This is a genomic window from Myxococcus sp. CA051A (genome assembly GCF_013336705.1).
Taxonomy (GTDB): Bacteria; Myxococcota; Myxococcia; order Myxococcales; family Myxococcaceae; genus Myxococcus; species Myxococcus llanfairpwllgwyngyllgogerychwyrndrobwllllantysiliogogogochensis.
Map to the genome: position 1 here is coordinate 1,128,437 of NZ_JABUMS010000002.1, position 26,728 is coordinate 1,155,164.

General features: G+C 69.2%; 22 protein-coding genes. 12 read left to right on the forward strand and 10 right to left on the reverse strand.

Translation table 11 applies throughout. The annotated features are described in order from the left end of the window. Window positions 1-134 precede the first annotated feature (134 nt). On the forward strand, window positions 135-623 hold the full coding sequence (locus tag HUA74_RS09865) for a MarR family winged helix-turn-helix transcriptional regulator (protein ID WP_174454297.1): 489 nt from the start codon (window positions 135-137) through the stop codon (window positions 621-623). Between the two features lie 51 nt (window positions 624-674). Here HUA74_RS09865 and HUA74_RS09870 read toward each other — a convergent pair whose 3' ends face one another. The 4 genes from HUA74_RS09870 to HUA74_RS09885 form a co-directional block, all read right to left on the reverse strand. Next, on the reverse strand, window positions 675-1,478 hold the full coding sequence (locus tag HUA74_RS09870; protein ID WP_141640527.1) for an energy transducer TonB: 804 nt from the start codon (window positions 1,476-1,478) through the stop codon (window positions 675-677). A gap of 15 nt (window positions 1,479-1,493) precedes the next feature. Beyond that, window positions 1,494-1,928 carry a biopolymer transporter ExbD gene (locus HUA74_RS09875; RefSeq protein WP_141640528.1) on the reverse strand — a complete coding sequence of 145 codons (435 nt, stop codon included), beginning with the start codon at window positions 1,926-1,928 and terminating at the stop codon, window positions 1,494-1,496. Window positions 1,929-1,931: 3 nt separating this feature from the next. Further along, window positions 1,932-2,642: a MotA/TolQ/ExbB proton channel family protein gene (locus HUA74_RS09880; protein ID WP_141640529.1), complete on the reverse strand. Its 711-nt coding sequence runs from the start codon at window positions 2,640-2,642 to the stop codon at window positions 1,932-1,934. Between the two features lie 201 nt (window positions 2,643-2,843). After that, window positions 2,844-4,073: a PQQ-dependent sugar dehydrogenase gene (locus HUA74_RS09885; RefSeq protein WP_174454298.1), complete on the reverse strand. Its 1,230-nt coding sequence runs from the start codon at window positions 4,071-4,073 to the stop codon at window positions 2,844-2,846. 203 nt (window positions 4,074-4,276) lie between these two features. Here HUA74_RS09885 and HUA74_RS09890 point away from each other — a divergent pair, with 203 nt between their 5' ends. Then, the gene (locus HUA74_RS09890) at window positions 4,277-4,852 is read left to right on the forward strand and encodes an NIF family HAD-type phosphatase (RefSeq protein WP_174454299.1); all 576 of its coding nucleotides are present in this window, start codon (window positions 4,277-4,279) and stop codon (window positions 4,850-4,852) included. A gap of 6 nt (window positions 4,853-4,858) precedes the next feature. Here the strand turns inward: HUA74_RS09890 and HUA74_RS09895 are convergent, their stop codons facing one another. The 6 genes from HUA74_RS09895 to HUA74_RS09920 all read right to left on the reverse strand — a co-directional run bounded on the left by HUA74_RS09895 (window position 4,859) and on the right by HUA74_RS09920 (window position 11,637). After that, window positions 4,859-5,851, reverse strand: coding sequence for a hypothetical protein (locus tag HUA74_RS09895; protein WP_174454300.1), 993 nt, complete (start codon window positions 5,849-5,851; stop codon window positions 4,859-4,861). Between the two features lie 125 nt (window positions 5,852-5,976). Beyond that, window positions 5,977-6,267 carry a hypothetical protein gene (locus HUA74_RS09900; protein WP_174454301.1) on the reverse strand — a complete coding sequence of 97 codons (291 nt, stop codon included), beginning with the start codon at window positions 6,265-6,267 and terminating at the stop codon, window positions 5,977-5,979. A 1,020-nt stretch (window positions 6,268-7,287) separates the two neighbouring features. Beyond that, window positions 7,288-8,283: an aldo/keto reductase family protein gene (locus HUA74_RS09905; protein ID WP_174454302.1), complete on the reverse strand. Its 996-nt coding sequence runs from the start codon at window positions 8,281-8,283 to the stop codon at window positions 7,288-7,290. 11 nt (window positions 8,284-8,294) lie between these two features. Continuing rightward, the gene (locus HUA74_RS09910; RefSeq protein ID WP_174454303.1) at window positions 8,295-8,777 is read right to left on the reverse strand and encodes a DoxX family protein; all 483 of its coding nucleotides are present in this window, start codon (window positions 8,775-8,777) and stop codon (window positions 8,295-8,297) included. Between the two features lie 52 nt (window positions 8,778-8,829). Continuing rightward, window positions 8,830-9,606 carry an AraC family transcriptional regulator gene (locus HUA74_RS09915; RefSeq protein ID WP_254624979.1) on the reverse strand — a complete coding sequence of 259 codons (777 nt, stop codon included), beginning with the start codon at window positions 9,604-9,606 and terminating at the stop codon, window positions 8,830-8,832. Window positions 9,607-9,669: 63 nt separating this feature from the next. Continuing rightward, window positions 9,670-11,637 (reverse strand): alpha-amylase family glycosyl hydrolase, encoded by a 1,968-nt coding sequence (locus HUA74_RS09920; RefSeq protein ID WP_174454305.1) that lies wholly within the window; start codon window positions 11,635-11,637, stop codon window positions 9,670-9,672. Window positions 11,638-11,898: 261 nt separating this feature from the next. Here HUA74_RS09920 and HUA74_RS09925 point away from each other — a divergent pair, with 261 nt between their 5' ends. The 10 genes from HUA74_RS09925 (at window position 11,899) to HUA74_RS09970 (ending at window position 26,722) form a co-directional block, all read left to right on the forward strand. Next, window positions 11,899-13,146 carry a hypothetical protein gene (locus tag HUA74_RS09925; protein WP_174454306.1) on the forward strand — a complete coding sequence of 416 codons (1,248 nt, stop codon included), beginning with the start codon at window positions 11,899-11,901 and terminating at the stop codon, window positions 13,144-13,146. A 287-nt stretch (window positions 13,147-13,433) separates the two neighbouring features. Further along, window positions 13,434-14,270, forward strand: coding sequence for a hypothetical protein (locus HUA74_RS09930; protein ID WP_174454307.1), 837 nt, complete (start codon window positions 13,434-13,436; stop codon window positions 14,268-14,270). Between the two features lie 106 nt (window positions 14,271-14,376). Then, the gene (locus HUA74_RS09935; protein ID WP_174454308.1) at window positions 14,377-15,969 is read left to right on the forward strand and encodes a hypothetical protein; all 1,593 of its coding nucleotides are present in this window, start codon (window positions 14,377-14,379) and stop codon (window positions 15,967-15,969) included. 19 nt (window positions 15,970-15,988) lie between these two features. Further along, entirely contained in the window at window positions 15,989-16,987 is a 999-nt protein-coding gene (locus tag HUA74_RS09940; protein WP_174454309.1) for a MoxR family ATPase, read from the forward strand. Continuing rightward, window positions 16,980-18,740 carry a hypothetical protein gene (locus HUA74_RS09945; protein WP_174454310.1) on the forward strand — a complete coding sequence of 587 codons (1,761 nt, stop codon included), beginning with the start codon at window positions 16,980-16,982 and terminating at the stop codon, window positions 18,738-18,740. Before HUA74_RS09940 ends, HUA74_RS09945 begins: the two co-directional genes overlap by 8 nt. Next, window positions 18,737-19,720: an ABC transporter ATP-binding protein gene (locus HUA74_RS09950; RefSeq protein ID WP_174454311.1), complete on the forward strand. Its 984-nt coding sequence runs from the start codon at window positions 18,737-18,739 to the stop codon at window positions 19,718-19,720. The genes HUA74_RS09945 and HUA74_RS09950 overlap by 4 nt, the downstream gene beginning before the upstream one ends. After that, entirely contained in the window at window positions 19,717-21,249 is a 1,533-nt protein-coding gene (locus HUA74_RS09955) for an ABC transporter permease (RefSeq protein WP_371745518.1), read from the forward strand. Before HUA74_RS09950 ends, HUA74_RS09955 begins: the two co-directional genes overlap by 4 nt. Continuing rightward, complete coding sequence (locus HUA74_RS09960; RefSeq protein WP_174454312.1) at window positions 21,246-22,106, forward strand: DUF58 domain-containing protein; 861 nt, start codon at window positions 21,246-21,248, stop codon at window positions 22,104-22,106. Before HUA74_RS09955 ends, HUA74_RS09960 begins: the two co-directional genes overlap by 4 nt. 132 nt (window positions 22,107-22,238) lie before the next feature. Then, on the forward strand, window positions 22,239-23,972 hold the full coding sequence (locus HUA74_RS09965; protein ID WP_174454313.1) for a BatA and WFA domain-containing protein: 1,734 nt from the start codon (window positions 22,239-22,241) through the stop codon (window positions 23,970-23,972). Further along, window positions 23,969-26,722: a VWA domain-containing protein gene (locus HUA74_RS09970; RefSeq protein WP_174454314.1), complete on the forward strand. Its 2,754-nt coding sequence runs from the start codon at window positions 23,969-23,971 to the stop codon at window positions 26,720-26,722. The genes HUA74_RS09965 and HUA74_RS09970 overlap by 4 nt, the downstream gene beginning before the upstream one ends. Window positions 26,723-26,728: the final 6 nt, after the last annotated feature.

The following is a 26,728-nucleotide window of genomic DNA, read 5'->3' on the forward strand; positions in this document are numbered from 1 at the left end:
GCATGGCTTCTTCCACGGTCCTGTTTCGGGTCGGGCCCCACATAGGCCATGTCGTTCGATTTTGGAAGCTCCGGAATGTAGTAACCCTCAATATTTGATGAAGTCAATTGTTTAGGTAATGGGGGTGAATTACCATGAGCGGTATGAGTGGAAGCAGCGAGAATCTGGAGCGACGGGGCAAGCCGCCGAACTCCGGGCCGGAGGCCCTGGAGGGGGACCTGCCCAAGCAGGCGTGGACGCTGCTGTTCGAGCTGATGCACGCCCACATGCGGAACTTCCCGGCGCTGGCGGCCGAGTTCGAGCTGTCCCCGGTGCAGGCGCACGTGGTGCGTCAGCTGGGCGAGGGCCCGCTGGCGATGAGCACGCTGGCCAACTACCTGTCGTGTGACGCGTCCAATGTCACCGGCCTGGTGGACCGCATGGAGGCGCGGGGCCTGGTGGAGCGGCGCAGCAGCGAGCAGGACCGGCGGGTGAAGATGCTGGTGCTGACGGACTCGGGTGTGGCGCTGCGCGAGCGGCTCCTGGAGCGGCTGGCGGAGCCGCCGGAGCTCATCGCCGCGCTGTCGGATGATGACCTGCGCGCGCTGCGCGACATCATGCGCCGGGCGCTGCGCTCGCAGTGAGGCTCGCGCGGGCCCCGTCCCTCCAGCAGGGAGGTGGGGCCCCGGCGTGCTTCAGTCCAGCAGGAACGTGTACGAGTACTTCATCTCCGTGGAGACCGCCTCGCCGCCCTTGATGGCGGGCTTGAAGCGGAAGCGTTTGATGGCATCGCGCGCCGCTTCATTGAGGCCGTAGCCGGGGCCGGAGAGCACCTTGGCGGCGACGACGCGGCCCTCGTTGTCGATGGTGATGGACAGCGTCACCGTGCCTTCGATGCCAGCGCGACGGGCCTCTTCCGGATAGGGGACCTTCACCTCGGAGGCCACGGTGGGCTCGGAGTCCACCTGGTAGATGGGCGTGTACTTGGGCGCGGAGTAGCCCTTCACGTCCTTGGGGTCCTTCGCGACGCCGTCCGCCTTGCCGTAGGCGGTGTTGCCCACGGGCGCGGCGAACGAGCCCGCGCTGGTGGTGGAGGACATCGTCATGCCCACCACGAGCGGCGGCGGTTTGGCCTGCGGCGTGGGCGGCGGCTCGTTGGGCGGAGGCGGCAATTGCTCCGGCGGAGGCGGCTGGGGCTTGGGCACCTCGGCCACCTTGATGGGCGGGGGCTTCACCGCCTTGGGCTTGGGAGGAGGCGGCTTGGGCTCTTCCTTCTTCTCCTCGGGAGGAGGCGGCGGAGGCGGCTTCTGGACCTCCACCATGACGAGCTCCACCGGGCGCTGGGCGACGGGGCGCGGGCGCTCGGCGATGCGGTTGAGGTACCAGAAGCCCACGCCGTGCAGCACCAGCGAGGTGAGCAGGAAGATGCCCACCACCCAGAGCGAGCGCTCACGGCGGGGGAACATCGGGGGAGGGGAGTCGACGACCGCCTGGCTCATGCGCTGGGCCTTGCGTCAGGGTGTGGCGGGCGCGGCCGCGGGGGCCACGTCCTTCTCGATGTTGAGCGCGAACTTGGCGATGCCCTGGCCCTTCACCGTGTCGATGAGCCGCATCACCTGTCCATACGCGATGCTCTGGTCGGCGCTGATGATGGCGCGGGTGTCCTTGTCCTTGGCGATGGCCTCGGCGACCTTCGCCCTCAAGTCCGCCTCGCTCACCGCGGCGCCGTCGAAGTAGAGCTTGCCCTCCTTGTCGAGCACCACGTTGACGAGCCCCTGCACCGTCTCGCCACCGTTGGCCGCGCGGGGCAGGTCCACCTCCACCGTCTCCCGGACGATGAAGTTGGCCGTCACCATGAAGATGATGAGCAGCACCAGCACGATGTCCACCAGCGGGGTGACGTTGATGCCGGTGATTTCCTCGTCGTCTTGCTGCGCGCCTCCGGCCATGGGCTAGCGGCCCTCCGCCGTGCGAGTGGCCGCGTCGGGCGTGCGGCCCTCGGCGCGCATGCTGCCCACCAGCGCGTAGCCCAGGGCGTTGGCGCGGCTGGTGAGCGTCTTGAGCTGACGGTTGAAGATGTTGAAGGCGACGACGGCGGGAATCGCGACGGCCAGACCCACGGCGGTGGCGACGAGCGCCTCGGAGATGCCGGCCATGACGGTCTGCTGAATCGCCGCGCCCTTCACGTTGGCGGAGCCCAAATCGTGGAACGCCTTGATGATGCCGAGCACCGTGCCGAACAGGCCGATGAACGGGGCGTTGTTGCCCAGCGTGCCCAGGAAGGACAGGAAGCGCTCGTACTGGGGGCGCTCGCGGGACATGGTGGACGCAATCACCTGCTCCACGGTGTCCGCGCCCTGCGAGGCGGAGGCGAGCGCCTCGCGGATGATGGCGGCCTCCATGCCCGTCTTGCCCTCCACGGCCTTGCGCGCCGCCTCGAAGTCGCCGCGCGCCAGCCGGACCGCCAGGGCCTCCGAGTCCGGGAGGCGGTTGCGGGCGAAGTACACCGTGCGCTCCAGCATGATGGCGATGGAGAGCACGGAGAGGACGACCAGAATCCAGAGGACCCACTCGGCGGAGGTGAGCGTGACACCGAGCAGCTTGCTGCTGAGCCAGCCGAGCTCGGGTTGCCCTGTCTGGGCCAGGAGGAGGGAGAGCGTCATGAAGGGAAGCCTGGGGGGAAGTGGGTGACGGGTGTCAGTAACCCGGTTGCCAACTCGCGCGCCCATCTGTTGTTCCGTCCGCCCTGAAAGTCAAATGGATCGGCCGGTTTGTCCGCTTCCTGGGCCGTCTGGCAACGGCTGGAAACACATTTGTCGCCTGGCCGTCGCCTCTGGTTCCAGCGCCCCTCGCGGGAGGCCCCATTAGAGCGGCGGCGTCGGGCGGGGCGTCACCTTGAGCAGCCGGCCGTTTGGCGCGTCGGTGAGCAGGTAGAGCGCGCCTTCGGGACCTTGGACGACGTCGCGGACCCGGTTGTTCCCCGCGGGCTTGAGGCGCTCCTCGCCCACGACGCGGTCATTGCGCAGGACGAGCCGCACCAGGGCGTGGCTGGACAGCCCGCCGATGAAGAAGTTGCCCCTCCATTCGGGGAAGAGGTTCCCGGAATAGATGGTCAACCCCGAGGGGGAAATCACCGGGTCCCAGTAGTAGACGGGCTGCTCCATGCCTGGGCCCTGGGAGCTCTCGTGGATGGGCGCGCCGGAGTACTCCTTGCCATAGCCGATGGTGGGCCAGCCGTAGTCCTTGCCCGGCTCGACGAGGTTGAGCTCGTCGCCGCCCAGTGGTCCCATCTCCACTTCCCAGAGGCGGCCCTGGCCGTCGAGAGCGGCGGCGAGGACGTTGCGGTGGCCCCGTGAGTAGATTTCCGGACGCGCCGCGGGGTTGTTCACGAAGGGATTGTTGGCGGGCACGGTGCCATCGGTGTGGATGCGGACAATCTTGCCGAAGTGGCTGTTGAGTTGTCGGGCCTGGACGCGGCCGGTGAGGATGGAGCGCTCGCCCAGGGTGACGAAGAGGGTGCCGTCGGGAGCGAAGACGAGGCGGCCTCCCGCGTGCCACAGCGAGTCCAGGGTGGGCTTCATGCGGAAGATGATTCGCAGCGCCTCGATGCGCGGCTGGGGGCCGTCCTTGAGCTTCCCGCGTCCCACCGCGAGCCCGTTGCCGTTCTCGCGTGGCTCGTAATAGGTCCAGTAGATGAGGCTGTTCGTGGCGAAGTCGGGGTCGACCTCCACATCGAGCAGGCCGCCCTGCTCGCGGCCGTCCACGGGAGGCAGGCCCGCGACGGGCGCGGACTTCACGCCCTGGGGTGTGACGATGAAGAGCTTCCCGGTGGGCTTCTCCGTCACGAGCATGCGCCGGTCCGGCAGGAAGGCGACGGCCCAGGGGTAGTTGAAGCCGGAGGCGATTTCAGTGACTTGATAGGGCGTCTGCGTCTGCACGGCGGGCGCGCGCGTCTGGCCGGGAAAGGCCGGGTCGAACGAGGACACGCCGGGCTCGGACGGAGGACTCTCCGTGGCGCCCTGGGCTCGGGCGGGTCCGGCGAGGGACAGGACGGCGGCGCAGGCCAGGGTCGTCAACAAGACGCGCAGGTGCATGGGGCTCCTCAGGGGGCGGATGAGAGGGATGAACCCGACAGCACTTAGCCCCGGGGCGCGGCGTGCCGCCTGTCCTCACAGCGGGGTGTGCGCGTTCCAACAGGGCATGCGTGGAAGAGTCAGCACTGGAGGCACGGAGGCGTCCCTGGCATGTGTCTCCTGGCGATGTGGCGCATCCCGCAGCGCGACGAGTGGTGACCCGCATGGACCCGGACAAGCTGCTCCTGGTGCTGGACCTGGACGAGACGCTGATTCACGCCCGCGAGGCCCCTCTGGAGCGCGCGGCGGACTTCCGTGTGTTCGGTTTCCACGTCTACGCGCGGCCCCACCTGGAGCGGTTCCTCACCGCGTGCGCGGCCCGGTTCCGCCTCGCCGTCTGGTCCTCCGCGGCGGACGACTACGTCGCGGCCATCGTCCATCACCTCTTCCCGCCGGAACTCCGCCCTGAGCTGGTCTGGGGCCGCAGCCGGTGCACCTTCAACGTGGACCGCGCGCGCGTGCTGGAGGAGGGCTTCATGGACCCGTCCTCTCATTACGAATATGCGAAGAAGCTCCACAAGCTGAAGCGCAGGGGCTTCCGACTGGAGCGGGTGCTCATCGTCGACGACACCCCCGCGAAGTGTCTGCACAACTACGGAAATGCCATCTACGTGCGGCCCTTCGAGGGGCAGGTGGACGACATCGAGCTGCTCGCGCTGTCGGACTACCTGGCCACGCTCGCGGACGTCCCCAACGTGCGCGTGCTGGAGAAGCGGGGCTGGAGGAATCCACGCGAGTGAGCGAACTCACTCCGGATAGGAGGTCTTCGCGCGCTCCTTGCGTTCCTTCTCCAGCCGCGAGCGTTCCTCCAGGTGGCGGTCCATCTCATCCGAGCTCGTGCGTCGTTTTCGGAGCTCCTCCGGATACTGCGCGGCGATGATGGGCGCGAAGTGCTCCAGCGCCTCCTTGAGGTCGGGGAAGGGCACGTCGTTCTTCTCGACCAGGATTTCCCAGGGCTCAGAGCTGGAACCGCGCTCCATCTCGAAGCCGACGCCTCGGCTCGCCCAGGTCCCAGGGACGGTGATCATGACGGAGAAGTACTCGTTGTGCGTACAGGTCCTGAGCCAGACCGTGGTCGGGTAGTTGCGTGAGCCTCGCCGGTCCCGCTTCATGTAGCTGAGCGAGCAGGCCTCGAGCGGCCTCAGCTGCTCCTGGATGCGCGCCAGCTCGGGGAGCCCGCCCACGTCCGAGGTCGTCAGGAAGCCACCCTTCTTGAGCCCCGTGCTCAGCGCGCCCACGCCCAGTCCGACGGCAATCGTGCCTCCGATGATGGCGAGCACCCGCATGCTGGGGTACTTGTTGACGTGCTGGCCGTTGCTGGGACCGGACGCGGTCGTCCCTGGCGCGTTGCCATGCGCCTGTGAGGGCTGCCGAGCGGAGTCTCCCCGGGGCATGGCCCCAACGGTGTAGCCAATCATGAAGGCCGCGAACAGGGAGACCCCTCGCAGCAGCTCGAGCGTGGGCACGAAGGGCAGCCCTCCCAGTGACTGGAGCCACGTGAGAGTCCTCGGGGCCATCATGCCGCTGCAGGCCAGCGTCACTCCCACCCAGAAGATGACGAACACGATGTTCGACAGCCGGGTGACGCTGGAGTTCGCCGTCCTGCTGAGCAGCTCCGAGTGCGCCATCACCTTGGGATGTACGTGCTTCCTGAGCCACGTCCCGATGAACACGCCCAGCAGCAAGGGGACCCACAGCACCGCCACCCCGACGAACATCGCGGACTCTTGCCGATTCATGGCGAGGACCATGCTTCAATCCCCGCTGAATCCCAAGGGGGGCGGAGCTGTAGCCCTGAAACATCAGGAACTTGAGAACGTGAGAGACGGCGTGAGGCCCTCACGCCGCCTGGACAGCGCGACGGCTACTTGCAGATTTCCCGGGTCAGCTTGTCGCGCTGGAGCTGCTCCGCCGTCGCCCGCTTGACGGCGTCCTCCAGGGCATCATCCGCCTTCTCCAGTGAGTCCAGGGCGCGGCTGTGCGCGCGCCCCTTCTTGGCCGTCACCAGCACGTCGCGCATGTCCTTGCGCGCCTTCTTCAAGGTGGTGAGCTGCTCCTCGCGCTCCGCGAACTCCTTCTTCGCCGACTTGCATTCAGGAGACTGGGCGGACGCACTCGACGCGAACAGCACCGCGGTGATTACGAACCAACGCACACGCCACCTCCAGGTGAAGCGCCTGGGACGAGTATACGCGGCGCGCCGTGGGAGGGATTGATTGCGTGGAGGGTCGGCGATTGGCCATCAGCCCACGGAGCTCCGCCTGCGCGGTCCTCACGGAGGTGCCCCGGTCGCGATAAGTGAAGTTTTCGGCTTTCGCTGGAATTCGGCTTGTTTGTCAGGACAAACAGCACAACAATGACGGCTTCTCCAGGAGCCCCCTTCTTGGCTGATAGGGAGACAACATGAGGACGCGACTCGACGTGTTGCCACGCATGGGACTCATGGTCTGTCTGAGTCTGGGGCTCGCCGTCCTGCAGCCCGGCTGTGTCAGCGAGGACATGGACGTGCAGGAGTCCTGGACTCAGCAGAATGAGGAATACCTTGGAGGTATGGGAATCGGCGAAGCCGCATTCACTCTCCAGAACTGTCCCTCCGGCAAGGAGTGGGACGCCTCCTCGGGTTCTTGTCGGGACGTGTCGGGCGCCTGGTGTTACCAAACGCGCGGGCCAGGATGGGGAGGCATGGAGCCCTGGTGCAGCAAGCTTGGCTCTCCTCCTCCACCACCTGAATGGGAGCCGGAGCCGGGTGACCCCCAATCCTGCTCGTCGAGCCGGGGCGCGACCTGGTGTGGCATCGAGCCAGCTTGCGTCCTGTGCCCGGTCGCGTGCTCCCAGAGTCGTGGCGAGGGATGGTGTGGTACCGAGCCGGATTGCTACGAATGCCCAGCCTGCTCCGTGAGCCGGAACAGCCCTTGGTGGTGCGGCGCCGAGCCCAACTGCTACGCGTGTGGGCCGAGTTGCGTGACGACGCGCGGCGCGAATTGGTGCGGGAGCGAGCCCTCCTGCTATGCCTGCGGCAACGGTGGCGGGACCTCCGAGGGAGGCTGAGCCCAGGCGAACTCGAGGGAGCGGCACTATCCCATCGGCTCCTGTCTGGGATTGTCGCCTTCGACTCCATCCCCTCTCACGTGTCGCAAGAGGGGACAGAGCCGGGCTGACGCCTGACAGCCCTGCTTCAGATTTTCCGGTCGGGCACTTCGGTGAGGGCCGGGTTGCGCTCGACGACGGGGCCGAGCACCTCGTCGATGCGGTGCATCAACTCCGCCTCCAGCTTCACGCCCGAGGCCTTCACCGTGTCGTGGACCTGCTCGGGCCGCGAGGCGCCGATGATGGCGGAGGAGACGCCCTTGTTCTGGAGCACCCACGCGACGGCGAGCTGCGCCATGGTGAGTCCCGCCTGCTGGGCCAGGGGACGCAGCTGCTGCACGCGGTTGAGCACGTCGTCCTTCATGAAGCGGGCGATGAATCGCGAGCCGGTGGGGTCGGTGGCGCGGCTGCCGGCCGGAGGAGGCTGGCCGGGGAGGTACTTTCCGGTGAGCACGCCCATGGCCAGGGGAGACCAGACAATCTGTCCCAGGCCTTCCTCGAGGGACGCCGGGATGACCTTCTCCTCGATGACGCGCCAGAGCATGGAGTACTGGGGCTGGCTGGAGACGAAGGGGATGCGCAGCTCGCGGGCGAGCGCGGCGCCCTGGCGAATCTGGTCGGCGGTCCACTCGGAGACGCCGATGTAGTGGGCCTTGCCCTGACGGACGATGTCCGCGAAGGCGACCATCGTCTCCTCCAGCGGCGTCGCCGTGTCGAACCGGTGGGCCTGGTACAGGTCCACGTAGTCCGTCTGGAGGCGGCTCAAGGAGCCGTCGATGGACTCCATGATGTGCTTGCGCGACAGGCCCCAGTCGTTCTTCCCGGGCCCGGTGGGCCAGAACACCTTGGTGAACAGCTCATAGCCGGCGCGGCGCTGACCCTTCAGGGCTCGGCCGAGCACGGACTCCGCGCGGGTGCCGGCGTAGACGTCGGCCGTGTCGAAGGTGGTGATGCCGACGTCCTGCGCCGCCTTCACGCAGGCCAGCGCGGCGTCCTCTTCCACCTGGGAGCCGTGCGTGAGCCAGTTGCCGAAGGAAATCTCACTGACGGCCAGACCGCTGCGACCAAGATGACGGAAGTGCATGGGGCGCCAGCCTAACCAGTGACAGGGCGGCTCGCACGGCTTCCGAGCGGCCACAGTCCACCGGCCCACGCCACCCACGCCAGGTAGATGAGCTGGAAGGGGATGCGCAGCCAGAAGTACCAGTTCGGGAAGGGCAGCACGTGGGAGCCCTGATTCGACGCCGCCTCGTGGATGTTGGCGGGGAGGACGGCGAGCAGCAGCGCGATGAGCCCCAGGGCCGCGAGCTTCCGCGTCCGGGGAATCAGCAGTCCCACGCCGCCCGCGACCTCGAACACGCCGGACAGCAGCGTCCAGAAGCGCGGCGAGGGGAGCTGCGGCGGAATCATCGCGTCGTACTGGGCGGGCACGACGAAGTGCATGACGCCGGCGCCGATGAAGAAGAGCCCCGCGGCCACGGCGGCGCGACGGGTGGGCGTGGAGAGCGAGGGGAGGCGGCGCAGCGGAGGCAGGTGGAGCAACAGGAAGGTGGAGATGAGTATCAGGGCGAAGGACATGGCGAGGCACCTCGAGGGCAGCGAGCCGGAGACTGGTCCGGCGGGTCGATGCTCAAGATGCGTCGGTGGGGCGGGCCTTCGCTTGAACGAACTGGCTGCGACGTTGAAGGAACGAGGGCGTGGTGCCGAACATGCGGCGGAAGGTGCGCGTCAGGTGGGCCGCGTCGGAGAAGCCCGCGGCGTGCGCGGCCTCTCCCGCGGTGCGGCCCGAGGCGAGGGCGCCCGCTGCTCGCTGCAGTCGCAGCCAGAGCAGATAGGGGCGCAGGGGAACGCCCGTGGACTCCGTGAAGGCGTGCATCAGGCGACCGGAGGACAGGCCGGCGACCTCGGAGAGGGCCTCCAGGGAGGTGTCCTCGGGAGCGGGCTCCGCGCGCAGGTGCCGCAGGAGCTTGCGCACGCGCGGGTGCATGCGCGGTGCGGGGACCTCCGTGGGACCGGCCAGGGCCTCCAGCGTGGCCTCCATCCACGGGCCAATGGCCTCGTGCGCGATGGGGCCCTTGCGCGGCAGCCGGGCGAGCAGGGCGTCACGTGCCGCTTCGTCGAAGAGTCGCGCGGGGGAATCGAGCGAGGCGCGCAGCCGCTCGCCGTCCTGGCTCTCCGGTTCGATGAACAGGAGGATGACGTCGCCCCCCGTCGCGTCGATGGCGTGGGGCACGTCCGGGCCCACGAGCACTCCCGCCGCGCGGGAGTCCCCCTTCGCGGTGCCCGCGCGGAAGGTCAGGGTGCCTTCGCGACGGAGCAGCAGGTGCATCGCGTGGTGGGCGTGCCTGGACGACGCGTCACCCGGGCCCCACATGGCGAGCGCGGCCGGCCACACCACCAGGGGCATGTCCGGCCACGGGGCACGGGGAGCGAGGTCGGGCGGTCGCGCGAGCAGCATTCGGCGGTGACGCTACCAGCGATTCCTCGAGAGGATGACCGCGCTGTAGGCCCCCAGGGAGAGCGCGCCGCGCGCGGGCAGTCCGTCCCGTCCGCCCCACTCGCCCCAGAAATCGTGCACGGAGGTGTCGCCGAAGTCCGGTGAGTAGCCCCGCCAGTCTCCGTTGAACCGCACCCGCCAGAGGCCATCCGTGGGAAGGCCGAGCTCGTACCCCGTGAAGGTCCGGTGTCCCAGGTTCACCACGACGATGACGTCGTCGCCCGCGCCGCCGTGCTCCCAGCGGTGGAACGCCATCACCTTGTCCTCGTGGTTCAGGTGGAACACGTGGACGTGTTCGCCGCGCAGGCCCGCGCTGGTGTCATGCCAGTTGCGGCGCAGTTGGATGAGGTCCCGGTGCGCCTGGAGGATGCCGCCGAACCAGCCCGCCTTGTTCCAGTCGAGCGGGTCTCCGTCGTCGAAGTGCCCGTCCTCCAGGAACTCCTGCCCCATGAAGAGCATCGGAATGCCCGGCGCCGTCAAGGTCAGCACCGCGCCCAGCAGCGCCTTCTTCTTCGCGAGCATGTCCCCCGGGTTGTAGGGCGACACCTCCGTGGGCAGCCGGCTGCGGCCGTTGGCCACCTCATCGTGGCTCTCCGTGAAGATGACCCGCTGGGAGGCCTGGCCGTTGTATCGGAAGTACAGCGCGTCGCGGACGGCGTTCAAGTCGCGCCACTCGTCGAAGGGCGCGGTGAGCGCGGCGCGCACCGGGTGCACGAAGGCCGCGTCCCACTGCGCGTCGAAGCCCGCGCCCTGGGAATGCGTGACGGCGGGGTCCGACGCCATGTCCTCCGCGATGAGCAGCTTCCAGGGGAACTCGCGCTTCACCGCCTCGGTGATGGAGCGCAACAGCTCCCAGCCCGCGGGATTGTCCACGCCGCTGGCGGTGCGAATCTCCTTCGTCGCATCCAGCCGCAGGCCATCCATGTGGTACTCGCGCAGCCACATCAGCGCGTTGTCGCGCAGGTAGTCGCGCACCTCGGAGCGGCCGTAGTCCGGACGCGTGTCGCCCCACGGCGTGCTCGCGCGCCAGTCCGAGTAGAAGTACACGCCGCCCCGTCCGAACGTCTCGCCATCGAAGTCCCAGTGCGGCAAATCACTGGGCCCCAGGTGGTTGTAGACGACGTCCATGATGACGCCGATGCCTCGCCGGTGCGCCTCGTCCACGAAGCGCTTCAAGTCGTTGGGCGTGCCGTAGGAACTCTCCGGCGCGAAGGGGAAGGTGGGGTTGTAGCCCCAGGAGAAGTCCCCCGCGAACTCGGCCGAGGGCATCAGCTCCACCACGTTGACGCCCAGCTCTCGCAGGTAGTCGAGCTTGTCGATGGCGCTCAGCCAATGCCCCGGTCCCCACCCGGCCGAGTCGTTGAACGTGCCGATGTGCAGCTCGTAGAGGACGGCCTCGTGAAATTCCGGCATCCGGAAGAGGCCGTCGTAGCGCCAGACGAAGTCGCGATGGTCCAGGATGACGCTGTTGCCCGTGGAGTTCGTGACGTCCGCGGCGCGCGGGTCATTGCGCCAGCGCCAGTCGCCGTAACGGCCCTGGATGATGAACTGGTATTGCTGGCCATTGCCCGCGCCAGGGATGTCACGGGAGAAGTTGCCGGAGGGCTCGCGCGCAAGCTCCACCGCGTGCCAGTGACTGAAGTCTCCCACCACCTGTACGCGCTGCGCATGAGGCGCCCACACGCGGAACGTCGCGCCGCCATCGAAGGGGATGGCGCCCATGCCGGGACGCCATGAGGGCTCGGGCTGGGGCTCCAGCGGGACGAAGGCCGTGAGGAAGCCGGGAGCCTGGAGCTGGTCCGCGGGGCCAAACAGCTCCGGCGCGGCGCGAGAACGCGCGGTGCGCTCCACCACCTGGTTTCCGCGAGCCCTGCACGCGGACTCGCTGAAGTCCTTGCGCGGCGAACGTGTTTCGTTCGGATTCGTTTCTCGGTTCGACATTCATTCCCCCGCACCGCGGACGTCGCGCGATGTGCCGCATTCCGACAGCGGGAGGACCCGAGGGTAAATCCTCCCTGGAGGGCCGGCCCTCGTTCAATTCCAGGCAGTGGCCCCCGCGTTTCACCCTGCTCCAATCCCTGGGGCCTCCGGTCTCCAAAGATTTGTCAGAAGTGGCAGATAGACTAAATCCTGAAATTGCCGCAAGTCGTAAAGAAGTCGTTGCGCGATGCGATGTGAATCCTCGCAGCACAAAGGACGTGTATGAACCCGCTTTGCAAACGCTTGTTGTCAGGCACCCTGGTGTTCCTGGGGTTGACCGGGTGTGGCGTCACCGATGTGCAGGGAGAAGAGACGGACAGCACCGCCCAGGAGATGACCGCGGAGGCCGTGCCTCTTCCGCTCCCTGTCGGGTGCCTGCTCGCCTCCCTGGACACGGACAAGGATGGCATCTGCGACATCGTCGAGGCGTTGCTGGGCACCAACCCCAACAGCACCGACACGGACGGTGACCGCCTGAGCGACTACGCGGAGTCATTCGGATTCGGGGGATTGGACCTGGCCGCGCTCGGGGCGAACGCGCGCAAGAAGGACGTCTTCGTGGAGGTGGATTACTACCCCGGCCTCCAGCCCACCCAGGCCACGCTGAACCGCGTCATCAATGCGTTCGCCAACGCGCCCATCTCCAACCCGAACGGTTCCACGGGCATCACGCTGCACCTGGTGGTGGACCAGCAGATTCCCGCGGTGGACGCGGACCTGGACCTGAACCCCGTCTGGACGGACTTCGACAAGATCAAGTCCAAGTATTTCGCGGCGAGCCGGGGGCCGTTCTTCCACTACATGGTGATTGCCAACCGCTACGACGGGGGTAACTCCAGTGGCATCTCTCGCGGCATCCCCGGCCATGACCTCGTGATGACCCTGGGCTTCGCCGGAGGCGGCACGTCACTGGATCAGGCCGGAACCATCATGCACGAGCTGGGGCACAACATCGGCCTGCGCCACGGTGGCACCGACCACGCCAACTACAAGCCCAACTACCTGAGCATCATGAACTACGAGTACCAGTTCTATGGGTTCAGCATCGGCGGGGCGGCCAACGTGCTCGACTACTCGCGCGTGCAGGTCGCTTCCTTCAACGAATTGGCCGTCAACGAGGGCTCGGGCTTCGCGCCTGTCGCCCCCACCACCGAGGCGGACCTTGCCCGCATCAGCGGACTTCGCTTCAACAACGTCTCGGTCGTCGGCAACGCGAGCAACAACACCGACTTCAACGGCAATGGCGTCACCGATGCCCCGACCTACTCCAGGGACTTCAACCGCAATGGCGTCGCGGACGTGTATCCCGCGTCCCAGAACGACTGGACGGCCCTGCTCTATGACGGGGCCGGGCAGATTGGTGACCCCGGGTTGGGCATCCTCCGGAGCCTGAACCGCGAGGCGCGGTTCCTCGATGCCCCGGAAACGTTGGAGCCCTGCCAGACCGTGAACGAGAGCCGCATGCCGTAGTCCCTCGTTTCGCGGAAGCCTTCGCATCCCAAGGCCGGGTCCTCCTTCCGAGGGCCCGGCCTTTTGTCTGCCATTGAGCGCGCCGTTGGAGCGGCAGTGTCCTGGAGGGTTCGTGCCTGTCCAATCCCTGGCATTGCTGTGATACAAGATTGCGAGAGTTCTTCATTGCCGGCGGATGCCATAAGTCGAAGCGCGGCCGTGAGCCGTAAGGGATGCGTTGCATGGCGTGATGCAAATGGGTGCAGCGCAAAGGATGGGTATGAGTCCGCGCGTTTGCCAACGCGCCGGTGAGCAACCCGGATGGCTCCACGGGCGTCTCGCTGCACCTGGTGGTGGACCAGCAGATCGCCGCGGTGGACGCGGACCCTGACCTGAACCCCGTCTGGACGGACTTCGACAAGCTCAAGGCCAAGTCCAAGTACTTCGCCGCGAGCCGAGGGCCCTTCTTCCACTACATGGTGATCGCCAACCACTATGACGGGGACTACTCCAGTGGCATCTCCCGAGGCATCCCCGCCCATGACCTGGTGATGACCCTGGGCGACGCCGGAGACAGCACTGCGCTGCAACTGGCCGGGACCATCATGCATGAGCTGGGGCACAACATCGGCCTGCGCCACGGCGGCACCGACCACGCCAACTTCAAGCCCAACTACCTGCGCATCATGAACTACGAGTACCAGTTCAACGGCTTCACCATTGGCGGCGTGGCCAACGTGCTCGACTACTCGCGCGTGCGGGTTGCCTCCTTCAACGAAGCGACCATCAACGAGGTCGCGGCCTTCGCGCCGGTCGCTCCCTCCAAGGAGGCGGACCTCGCGCGCATCAGCGGGCTGCGCTTCAACGAGGCCCAGGTCATCGGCAACGCGAGCACCAACATCGACTTCAATGGCGACAGCGACATCTCGGTCGCCAACTACTCCCGGGACTTCAATCGCAATGGCGTCGCGGACGTGTTCCCCGCGACGCAGAACGACTGGACGGCCCTGCTCTATGACGGAGGCGGGCAGATTGGTGACCCCGGGCTGGGCTTCCTCCAGAACCTGAACCGCGAGGAGCTGTTCCTCGTCGTCCCGGACGAGATGGAGCCCTGCCTCACCGTGGACCCGAGCCGCGCCCAGTAGTCCCTGTCTTCCCGGCCGGGTCCTCCTTCGTGGGGAACCCGGCGCGTTGTTACCGCTCCGCGTGGCTTGTGGGGGCCGGCCGAGTGTCCGACACTGGCCCCTCCCCATGGCCGCCAGCGAAGAACGTCGCCTCCAGGCTCTCGTGCTCGCCCCGGTGCGGCGTGTGCAGCGGCGCCTCAACGCCTTCGCCTGGGCACAGGCCAGCCTCGTTCCCTTGTGGGCCACCGTCACGGCGTGTGTGCTTGCCCGGCTGCTCTTGCGTGGCGCGGTGGTCTGGGCCCTGCCTCCGCTGGTCCTCGCGGGACTGGCGTGGTGTTTCCTCCGCGCACGGACGCGGGGCGTGTCGCTGGAGCATGCAGCCGTGCTCGCGGACCGCTCGGCCAACGCGGGGGGACTGCTCCTCACCCGGCTGGAGCGGCCCATGGGGGAGTGGGAGCTCAGCGTCAATCAGCTCGTGCGTGACGTGAAGCTCCCCGTGGTGGCGTGGCGGCGTCCCGTGGGGGCCCTCCTGGGCGCGCTGCTGTTCCTGCTCGTCGGCTTCCTCCTCCCGCTGCCCGCGCCGAAGGGCCCGCGCGCCCCTCATGCCGCGGCCGCCGCGAAGGTGGATGCCGTGAAGGCCCAGGCGGAGGCCCTGGCCCGGGAGGAACCTCTGGGCGAGGCCGTGGAGGACGAGTTGCGCCGACTGGCCGAGGAAGTGGCCGCGGGTCGCTTCGACTCGGGTGACTGGGAGGCCGCCGATTCACTGGAGCAGCGACTCGCCGAGCGCGCCGCCGAGGCCGCCGTCGAGCTGGCCCAGGCCTCCGAGGCCGCGCGTGACTTGGAGGAAGCCCTGGGGGCGGCGGGCGGCGCCGAGTCCTCGTCTCGTGAGCGCGAGGCCCTGGAGCGCGCGCTCATGGGCCTGGAAGGTGAGGGCGAGGGTGAGGACTCCCAGGGACCGGGTGAGGCATCGGCCCACTCGGGCGAGGGACAACAGGGGCCTCAGGGAGAGGACCCGAACGGGACGCAGGGCACCTCGCAGTCGGGGCAGCAGGGCACTTCGCAGTCGGGACAGCAGGGCACCGCGGATTCGGAGGGATCGAAAGCGCAGTCCCAGGCGCGGCGGCAGGCCCAGGCCCGAGCCCAGGCCTCGGGCGCTCCGGACCAGATTTCGGAACTCCGCCGGTCGCTGGAGCGTCGACAGCAGTCACTCTCGCAGCGCTTCGAGCCCCGCGAAGGGCAAGGCGCCCAGGCGAGCTCACAACGGTCGGGCTCTCGTCGGAAGCAGGGCGCGCGCCAGCGGAGCGAAGGTGCGTCGCGACCCGGACAGGACGGCGAGCAACAGGGCGAGGGACAGGGGCAGGGCGAGGGACAGGGGCAGGGCGAGGGACCGGGGCAGACAGGCAATGAGGGCCATGCGAGCCGGGGCATTCGTCATGGTACGGGGACGGAGGGTGGAGGGCCGAGTCCGCTCGTCTTCGGCGGTGAGGCGGAAATGGACCCGGACCGACTCGCGTTCGAGCCGCTTCCGGAGGGACAGGGTGGCGAGGCCGGAGAACTCTGGGGGCTCGAGGCGGCGGACCCTCGGCGCGGCACGGGGTCGGCGGGGGTTGCGGGCTCGCGGGGAACGAGCGCGCGGGGTGAGGCGACGGCGGGGCCTGGTGCGCAGCCGCTGTTGCCGCGCAACCGCGACCTGGTGAAGCGGTACTTTGGTGGCGAGTAGTCTGGAAGGGGAGACACACGTGGCAGCGGAGCTTCTCAGTCCCGCCGAGGCACAGGGGGCGGCGGAGGTGGCGGCCCGGCTCAGGGACAGCCTGAACACGGTGCTGTTGGACCAGGAGTCCGTCGTCGAGCAGGTCGTCGTCGCCGTGCTCGCGCGCGGGCATGTGCTGCTGGAGGGCCTGCCCGGCCTGGGGAAGACGGAGCTGTGCAAGTCGCTGGCGAAGCTGCTCGCGCTGCCCTTCCGTCGCATCCAGTTCACCCCGGACCTCCTGCCCGGAGACATCACCGGCACCTACGTGCTGGAGGGCGAGGGGCGCCGCGAGTTCGTCTTCCGCGAGGGGCCGCTGTTCGCGAGCCTGGTGCTCGCGGACGAAATCAACCGCTCCAGTCCCAAGACGCAGTCCGCGTTGTTGGAGGCGATGCAGGAGCGCCGGGTGACGGTGCTCGGCCAGACGCGGACCCTGCCGGACCCGTTCTTCGTGCTGGCCACGCAGAACCCCATCGAGCTGGAGGGCACCTACCCGCTGCCGGAGGCGCAGCTGGACCGCTTCCTCTTCCGAATCCAGGTGCCGCCCGTGGGCGCGAAGACGCTGCGCGCGCTGCTCACCACGCGCGTGCGCGGCGCACCGCCGGAGCTGTCTCCCGTCCTGGATGGGGAGGGGCTCGCGCGCCTGTTCGCCGCCTCCGACCGCGTGCACCTGCCGGGGCCGGTGGCGGACTTCATCGGGCGACTGGTGGAGGCCAGCGACCCGCGCCAGGCGTCCGCGCCCGAAGCCGTTCGCCGCTTCGTGCGTTATGGCGCGAGCCCGCGCGCCGCGCTCGCCCTGGCCGCCGCGGGCCGCGCGCGTGCGCTGTTGAGTGGACGGCCCAACGTGGGCTTCGACGACGTGGTGGCCGCGGCTCCCGCCGCGCTCAATCACCGGCTGGTGCTCGCGTACGAGGCGTCGCTCGAGAAGGTGTCCGCTCCGGACGTGGTGCGCGCGCTGCTCCAGGCCGTGCCCGAGGTGCCGCGTGACTAGCGTCGCGATGCTCTCGCTGTGGCTCCTGCTGGGCACCTCGCCCCCGCCGGCGGCCGTCGCCGTCGAGCAGGCCGTGGCCGAGGCCGAGGACGCGACCGAGGCCAACGCTCCGAACGGCTATCGCGACGCGACGGGCACCGTGGACTCCGTCACGGAGGGCCCCCTGCGGGTCACCATGCACGGCGCCGTGCTGAAGCCCCAGCGTGGGTACTGGGCGGCGCAGGTGGTGCTGAACAACAGCGGGTCGCAGGCGCTCCCGGTGCGCATCGCCTTCTCTCCCGCCTACGGAGACACGTCGCGCTCCGCCATGCGGCATGTGGAGGTGGGGCCCCGGCAGCGTGTCGTCACCTGGGTGCCGTTGCCCGTGGCGTGGCACTCCGTCACCCTGCGGGTCGATTCACCCGGATTGAAGCCCATCGTGGAGTCCCTCTACGCCGACTCCGACCGCTTCGAGCCGGTGCTGTCGGTGGGGACGGTGTCGGAGTTCGAGACCTCCACGGGATTGACGAAGACGGGGGAGCGGGACGAGCCCTACTTCTCCATCCGCTTCCTCGACGCGAAGGATGCTCCTCGTGAGCTGGCTGCCTACGTGGGCTTCCAACTGGTGGTCGTCACGGCGGAGGCCGCGGCGGTTCCGGCGGATGTATGGGCCGTGCTCGAAGCCTACGCCGCGACGGGAGGAACGCTGGTCGTCACGCGCCCCTCCCGTGACCTGCGTGAGCGCCTGCCGCTCTTGCCGGAAGCGACGACCCCCCAGTCACAGTATGGCTTCGGGCAGGTGTGGACGTGCCTGGAAAGCAAGTTCGAGTGTGCGTCGCTGATTCGAGGGGGCTCCGTCGGCATCGAGGCCTACCAGCGGGGCGTGGTGATTCCCCTGGGCATGACGCAGCGCTGGGTGGCGCCCTTGATGCAGACGAAAGACCCGCGGCCGCTGCTGTCCAATGCCAGCACGCCCGTGGGGCGCTTCCTGCTGGTCATCACCGCCTTCGCGCTGGTGGTGGGCCCCGGGGCCTGGTGGCTGGCGAGACGCCGGGGGCCGGTGTCGGTTCTCATCATGGTGCCGGCCGTCTCCGTGGTGACGTGTCTGGCGCTCATCTTCTGGTCCGTGCTGGTGGATGGCTTCGCCGTGCACACCTCGCGTTACAGCCTGACGTGGCTGGACGGAGCGCGGGCGCGCGCGGTGACGGCGGGCTTGAGCGCCTGGTACGCCAACCTGTCGCCCGACGCGCTGCACCTGCCCGCCTCCAGCGTGCTCCTGCCGCCGCCCGACCTGGACGACGCCCTGGCGGACCTGGACTGGACGGCGGGCCTCAGGGTGGGGGACGGCTTCCTTCCGCCGAGGACCTATCGCGAGTGGGGTGAGGTCGCGGTGCTCCCGTCGCGGGCCCGGCTGGTGCTCAAGCGTGAGGGTGATGCGCCCCGTGTCCAGAACGCGCTGGGCGCGCGACTGGAGGAGGGGTACGTGCGGCTGGACGGGACGGTGCGCCGGCTGCCTGCCTTGTCCGACGGTGAGGAAGGCGCGCTGGGGGCTCCCGAGCCGGAGCCGGGGAACGTGGCGGACACCCTGGTCGGGCGGCACCTGGGAGATGGCGCGGGGCTCCGGCTGTCGAATGCGTTGACGCCCTTCAGCGCGGACCTCTCCGAGGGAGGCTTCATCGCGCGGCTGAGCGGGCAGGGGCCGCTGCCGAGCAGTGGCATGCCCTCCAAAGTGGAGACCGCCGTGCATCTGGTCCGCGGCGAGGTGAGGCCATGAGTCCGTTGCTGGAGGTGAAGGGGCTGCGGCGTGACTACGGCGCGCTGCGGGCGGTGGACGACGTGTCGTTCCATCTGGAGCCGGGCAGCATCCTGGGCTTCATCGGCCCCAATGGCGCGGGCAAGAGCACCACGCTGCGAATCCTCGCGACGCTGGATTCGCCCACGGCGGGAGAGGTGCTCTTGGGGGGCCACTCGCTGGTGGACACGCCGGACCGGGTGCGTCCGCTCATCGGCTACATGCCGGACCGGTACGGCACCTATGACGACGTCACAGTCTTCGAGTTCCTGGACTTCTTCGCGCGGGCGTATGGGCTGACGGGCGCGAAGCGGCGCCAGCGCGTGGAGTCGGTGATGGGCTTCACGGGGCTGGGCCCGCTGGCGGACAAGCTCACCACGGCGCTGTCGAAGGGCATGCGGCAGCGGGTGGCGCTGGGGCGCACGTTGCTGCACGACCCGCAGCTGCTCCTGCTGGACGAGCCCGCGGATGGCCTGGACCCGCGTGCGCGCATCGAGCTGCGCGAGCTGCTGCGCGCCCTGGCGGACCAGGGCAAGGCCGTCATCATCTCCAGTCACATCCTCACGGAGCTGGCTGAAATCTGTGACACCTGCGCCATCATCGAGCAGGGGCGCCTGCTGGCCACGGGCAGGGTGGAGGACATCCTCCGGCAGGGCGCCAGTGTCGCCGCCGTGGAGCTGATGGTCCGGCTGGCGGTGGGCGCGGATGCGGACGCGGCGTGGGCGCGAGCGGAGCGGCTCCTGCTGGAGCAGCCGCGCGTGGCGCGCGTCTCGCGAGAGGGAGAGTCCTTGAGGGTGGGGCTGGAGTTGGAGGCGGGAGCAGGCGCGGGGCAGGTGGACGCTGCGGCGGCGGGGCTGTTGTCGGCGCTGGTGACGGCGGGCCTGCCGGTGTGCTCGTTCGGCATGCGGGAGCGCAACCTCGAGGATGCGTTCATGACGGTGACGAAGGGGAGGCTGGCGTGAGCGCGCCGGTGGAGACGAGCACGGGGGCGGGGACGGAGGTGTCCGCATCCGTGGAGACGGCGGACGCGAGCACCGCGGGCCTGTCCTTCCAGGAGCGGTGGGGAGATCGCCTCAATCCGCTGGTGGTGAAGGAGGTCCGCCAGGGATTGCGCACGCGTGTCTTCTGGGCGTGCTTCGGTTTGATGTTGCTGGCCTGTCTGGTGTTGGCGCTCGTGGCCTTCGTGCATACGCGGGAGGAGGCATTCGCCCACCATGGCCAGGGCTACTTCTTCGCGTTCTTCATCTGCCTGGCCGTGGTGCACTTCTTCGTCATTCCCTACAGCGCGTATCGCTCCCTGGCGCGCGAGCGGGAGGACGACACGTGGGTGCTGCTGGTGCTCACGGGCCTGGGGCCTCGGAGGATTCTGCGAGGCAAGGTGTCCTCCTTCCTGGTGCAGGCGGCGCTGTATGCCTCGGCGGTGGGGCCCTTCCTGTTGTTCAGCTACTACCTCAATGGCATCTCCCTGCCGTCCATCCTCGCGGTGCTGGGGTTGGGTGGGGCGTGGCTGGTGTTCCTCACCGTGGTGGCGGTGTGCGCGGCGACGCTGGCGGACAGCCGCATGGGGCGCGCCTTCGTGCACTTCGTGGTGCTGGGGGTGTTGGGACTGGCCTTCAGTGCGGCGCTGGGCGTCTCGGGCGCGTTGAGTGATTCGGGCAACAGGCTCCTGAGCAACGATGGGGTTCATCTGGCCATGGGCATCGGGCTGGGGTTGATGCTCCTGGATGGCTGGCTGTTGTTCGAGGTGGCCGCGTCGCGACTGTCGCTCTCCACGGAGGACTACACACGCGGCCCCCGGCGGGTGATGGTGGTGCAGATGCTGGTGGCCTTGGTGGTGGGGCTGGGGTTCTGGTGGCACGAGGACCAGGGGCACGTGGTGACGGAGATCTTCGCCGTCTGCGGCACGCTGCACCTCGCCGTCGTGGGGCTCTTCGTGGTGACGGACGTGGACGGGCAGGCGCGCGCGTTGCGAGCGGCCACCGGCCCGGTGTCCCTGTTCCGGCCCGGCGCGTTGCGTGGCTTCCGACTGACGATGCTCCTGCTGGTGGGGTGGGCCGGGGTGTGGGCGGCGCTCGCGCTGGTGTCGGGGAAGACGAACCACGGCAGCGAATCCATGCGGATGCTGATGGCGGTGATGCCGGCCTACGTCATCCTCTATCTGTCCCTGGCGTTGGTGCTCGGGAGGATGCCTCGCTCGGACCGGTTCTCGTCGCCGGCCTCGGTGCGGTTGCTCTTCGTGGCGGCGGTGGGCGTGGCGGCGGGCCTGCCTCCGCTGGTGGCCGCGCTGGTGGGAATCGAGATGGGGGACCCGCTGCTGAACCTCCTGAATCCGGTGGTGGGCATCGCGAACTTCGGGGCGCATGACTACGCCACGGCCGAGCCGGGGATGGCGTGGCCGCTGGTCGCCTTCGTGGTGGGTGTGGCGTTGCTGGTCGCCTTCATGGCGGACCGGGTGCTCGTCGAGCGTGAGAAGCGGGCCCATCTGCCGTGAGCGAGCGTCTGGATGAAGCGGCGGTGGGACGACTGGCGCCCGGGTTGGGGCTGGCGTTGCCGCGAGGGCCTCACCGGGGCCGCGTGGGTGAGGTCCGCGCGGCGTCCACCGGGAGCGCCTTGGAGCTGCATGACTTCCGGGCGTATCAGCCGGGCGATGACCTGAGGCAGCTCGACTGGAACGCGGTGGCGCGGACCGATGAGCTCATCTTGCGGGTGCGGCAGGACGAGGTGTCGCCGCGCGTGGAGGTGGTGCTGGATGGCTCGCGCTCCATGGCGTTGTCACCGCGCAAGGCGGCGTGTGCGCGGGAGCTGGCGTTGCTCGCGTGTGAGGTGGGGGCTCGTCAGGGATTGAGTCCCACGTTGCTTGCGACGGGGGTGCGGTCGGAGCGGGTGCAGGGGGCGGCTTGTCGGGCGGCGCTGCGCGCGCTGGAGTTCGACGCGAAGGATGACCTCGTGACGGCGCTGGGGCGGATGCCTCCGCCGAGGTCCTGTGGCCTGCGCGTGGTGGTGAGCGACTTCCTGTTCGAGGCGGACCTGCCCGCGATGGTGGCGCGGTTGTCGCGGGGCGCGGCGGGGGTCTTCCTGGTGCAGGTGTTGGATGCGGAGGACCTGGCTCCGACGGGGGGCGAGGGCGCGCGATTGGTGGACTCGGAGACTGGCGCGGCGCTGGAGGAGTTGCTGACCGAGGACGTGTTGGCCGCGTATGCACGGCGCTTCGCGGAGCACCAGCGCGTGTTGAGGGCGGCGGCCCTGCGCTCGCGTGGAGCGCTCCTGACGGCGCCCGCCACGGAGACACTGAACGCCCTGGTGATGGGCCCGCTGCGGCCCTTGTTCGTCGCGGGAGGTCGAGCGTGAGCTTCGACCGCTCAGGGGCGCATGGCGCGCAGAGCTCCCGCGTCGTTGCGCGAGGTGCGGCATGAGCGCCGACCTCTCGTGGAGATTGCGGGCCTGTGCGTCGTGCTCCCGTGCCGTCGCGCGAGGTGTGGCATGAGCTTCGGCTTCCCGTGGGGATTGCTCGCCCTGGGCGCGCTGGTGCCCCTCGTGGCGGCGTACTTCCTGCGGCGTCGGCAAAAGCCGGTCGTGGTGAGCGCATTGTTCCTGTGGCGCACGCCGCGTCCCCGCGCGGAGGCAGGACCTCGCTGGGAGCGCTTCACGCGGGAAGCCTCGCTGCTGTTGGAGGCGCTCGCGGTCATCGCGGCGGCGCTGTACCTCTCGGACGTGCGCCTGGGCGAGACGGCGCGGACGAAGCACCTGGTGCTGGTGGTGGACGGAAGCCTGTCCATGTCCGCGCGAGGGCCGGATGGCGTGACGGTGCTGGAACTCGCACGCCGCGAGGCCGCGAAGCGGGTGGAAGACGAAGCCGCCACGCGAGTGACGGTGCTGGCCACCGGGCTGAGTCCGCGTGTCGTCGCGGGTCCGGAAGCAGAGCCGTCCCGCGCCCTGGCGGCGCTCGAGTCCTTCCAGTCACGAGGCGCGGACCACGACCCGATGCCCACGCTCCTGTGGGCCCAGGAACTCGCGGGAGCGGGCAAACACGTGGCCTTCTTCACCGACGCCGCCCCCGTGGAGGGACTGGTCATCCCAGCCCCCGTGCGGTGGACGGCGCTGGGCACGGCGCGCGAAAACGTGGCGTTCGTCTCCGCGCAGCGCAAGGACGATGGCGGCACGGCGACCGTGACGCTGCGAGTGGCCCGCTTCGGCGCGGGCCCTGAGTCAGTGTCCGTGCGGCTGCGCGCACTCCCAGGTCCCGACGCGAAGCAAGGCACGGAGCGCGTGGAGAAGGTCTCGCTCCAAGGCGAGGGCTCCGCCACGGTGCGCCTCACCTTCCAGAACGCGGGTGACGTCGAGGTCTCCCTGCCGGACGACGCGTTGCTCGAAGACGGTCAGGCCCGGCTCACGGCCTCTCCGACACGGCCCCTCGCGGTGAGTCTGGCCCAGGGCCTGGGTCCGCTCGAACGTGACGCCCTGGAGCGTTTCCTCGCGGCCTCCCCCGACGTGGCACGAGACGGCGCCGCGGGTGAAACATTGCTCATGGGCCCACGAGGCACGGATGCGAAGGTGACGGTGGGCGCGACGGGAAAGGTGCGCACCTTCGTGGGGCCCTTCTTCTCCGAGAAGGGACACCCGTTGCTGGACGACGTACAGCTCGCGGGCGTGAGGTGGTCGGCGGGAGAGAATCCCCCGGGGCATCCCCTCGTCACGGCGGGTGACGCGGTGCTGGTCTCCGAGGAGGACGACGGACGGCTGCACCTCAACGTGGACCTGTCTCGCTCCAACGTGCAGCGCGTGTCCGCCTGGCCCGTGTTGCTGGGCAATGTGGTGCGAGAGTCGCGTCGCGCCCGAGAGGGCTTCGTCCGACGACAGCTCACCCTGGGCGAGCCGCTCCAACTGGTGACACTGCCAGGGAAGCGCTACACGCTGACGGGTCCGAGTGGAAGCAAGCCGGTGTTCGGCGCGGGCGCGGTGAGCCTTCCTCCCCCTGCCATGCCGGGGCGCTACGTCCTGGAACGCGATGACGCGGAGGTGGTGGACGCGGCGGAAGTCCTCGCATTGGACGCGCGCGAGTCGGACCTGCGGGGACGTGGGCGCGCGGACGTGCCGGCGCGTGAATCGGGAGGCGACGAGGCGCGCGCGAATGCCTCGGACCGGGCGCGCTGGCCGCTGGTGTTGTTGCTCCTCGCGCTGGTGGGAGATTTCTACGTCACGAGGCGGGTGTCATGACCTTCTCCCTCCCCCAGGCGTGGGTGCTGTTGCTGCCGCTGGGCCTCTTCCTCTGGAAGTTCGGCCGGCGGCCCGGTCCGCCCATGTGGCTGCGGGCAGCGCTGCTGGTGCTGACCGTGGGTGCGCTCTCGGGGCCGGAGCTGCGACGGGCCGACGCGGGCAGCGACGTGGTGGTGGTGGTGGACCGCTCCGCCTCGATGCCTCGGGACATCGACCGCACCGCGCAGGAACTCGTCTCCCATCTGGAGTCACAGCGCCGACCCGGTGACAGGGTGGGCGTCATCGTCTTCGGCCGTGAGCCCCGGGTGGAGCAACCCCTGTCCTCGGGCGGAGCCTTCGGTGGCTTCACCCGTCCGGTGGATGCGGAGTCGTCGGACCTGTCCGCCGCGCTCGATGCCGCCAACGCCCTCATCCCCCAGGAGCGCACCGGCCGGGTGCTCGTCCTCTCCGATGGACGCGCCACGGGCACGGATGCACGAGGCTCCGCGCGAAGACTCGCGGCCCGTGGAATCGCCGTGGACTGGCGTCAGCTCGCGCGGCCCGAGCCTCCGCTCGATGTCGCCGTCGTCTCGTTGGACGTGCCGACCGCCGTGTCCTCCCGCGAGCCCTTCCAGTTCTCCGCCAGCGTGTACGCCTCCGCGGCGGTGACGGGCACGGTGCGACTGGAGCGCAATGGCCGCGTGCTGGTGAAGGGCCCCTTCGATCTCCAGCCCGGCCCCAACGTCCTCCCGCTGAGGGACCTCATCGAGGAGCCCGGACTCGCGCGCTACCAGCTCACCGTCGAAGTCCCGGGAGACGGCGTGGTGGAGAACGACAAGGGGCTCGCGGTCCTGCGAGTCGAAGGTCCTCGCCGCGTGTTGCTGGTGACGAACCAGCCCAAGGGCACCCTCGCGAAGGCGCTCGAAGCGACGGGGCTGGTGCTGGAGGTCCGTGCGCCCTTCCGCCTCACCCTGGATGACCTGGACGGCGTGGGCTCCGTCGTCCTGGAGAACGTGGACGCGAACACCCTGGGCGAGCCGGGCCTCAACGCGCTCGCGGCCTACGTGGAGCAGGCGGGAGGGGGGCTCGTGATGACGGGCGGGCGCGAGAGCTTCGGCGAAGGGGGGTATCGCCGCTCACCCGTGGAGCCGCTGCTGCCCGTTTCGCTGGAGATGCGAGAGGAGCAGCGGCGCGCGTCCATCGCCATCAGCATCCTGATGGACTGCTCCTGCTCCATGGGCGCCACGGTGCCCGACGGCCGCACGAAGATGGAGGTCGCCGCCGAGGGCGTCGTGGCCGCGCTCACGCTGCTCAACCCCCAGGACGAAGCCTCCGTGCACATGGTGGACACGGAGACCCATGAAATCTTCCCCCTTCGCTCGGTGCAGGCGGGCCTGCCGTACGACAAGGTGGCGAAGGGCTTCAGCGGCGGCGGTGGCATCTACGTGGGCGAAGCGCTGCGCACGGGGCGCAAGCAGATTTTCAAGAGCGAGAAGCCCACCCGCCATGTCCTCCTCTTCTCCGACGCGGCCGACTCCGAGGAGCCGGACGACTACCGTCGCACCCTGTCGGAGCTGCAGGGCGAGGGCGTGACGGTGTCCGTCATCGGCCTGGGAACGCCGAAGGACGTGGACGCGGCGCTGCTGAAGGAAGTGGCCCAGCGCGGCGGCGGGCGCATCTACTTCGCGGAGGACGCGATGAGCCTCCCACGCATCTTCAGCCAGGAGACGCTCGCCGTCGCGCGCGCGACGTTCATCGACGAGCCCGTCTCGGTGGAGGCCGCGCCGGACCTGCCGCTCCTGGGGAAGCTGCCCTCCGAGGGACTGCCCCAGGTGGGCGGTTACAACCTCACCTATCTGAGACCTCGGGCCAGCGTGGCACTGCGCACGCTCGACACGCATGCCGCGCCCCTGCTCGCGATGTGGCCGCGCGGCGCGGGACGCACGGTGGCCTTCACCGCGGAGGTGGATGGCCCGTTCACCGGCGAGCTGCGCCAGTGGGGTTCGCTGCGCGCGACGCTGGAGGCGATGGTGCGCTGGACGCTGGCGGGCAGCTCTCCCCTGGGAGAAGCGGTGGTGCGCTCGGAGCGCCGCGGTCACCTGCTGCGCGTGACGTTGGACCTGCCTCCGGACGAGCCGCTGCCCGCGACGTTGCCCACGCTGATGTTGCTGTCTGGCGACGGGACGTCCGCGCCCACCGAGCATCCGATGCGCTGGGAGGAAGACGACCGGCTGGTGGCGGAGCTCCCTCTGGAAGGAAGCGGCACGTGGCACCCGGTGGTGCGAGTGGGCACGCGCGCCCTGCGTGCGCCACCCGTCGCGCTGCCGTATGCCCCGGAGTTCGAGCCGGGAAGTCCCAAGGAAGGACTGGCGCTCTTGCGAGCCGTCGCCGCCGTGGGAGGGGGCGTGGAGCGCCTGTCCATGACGGGCCTCTTCGAGGAAGCCCCCGAGTCGGAGGGACACCTGGCCCTGGCTCCGTGGTTGGTGGCGCTGGCCGTGGCCGTGCTGCTGTCGGAGGTGGCCGTGCGCCGCTTCCTCTCCGCGCCTCGGCAGCGCGTGAAGGCGCGCACCGTGTCGGAGGCGTCCGTGGCGGGGAGCGTGCTGGCGCCGTCGTCACCCGCGCCCTCCACGGTGACTTCCGTGACGTCGGCCCCAGCGGCTCCCGAGGCGGGGCCCCGCGCTCCCGAAGGTGAAGCGAAGCCGAAAGAGGGCGGCGTGGACTCCGCGTTGGAGGCCGCGCGCGCCCGCTCTCGTCGTCGACTGGACCGGTGAGTGGCG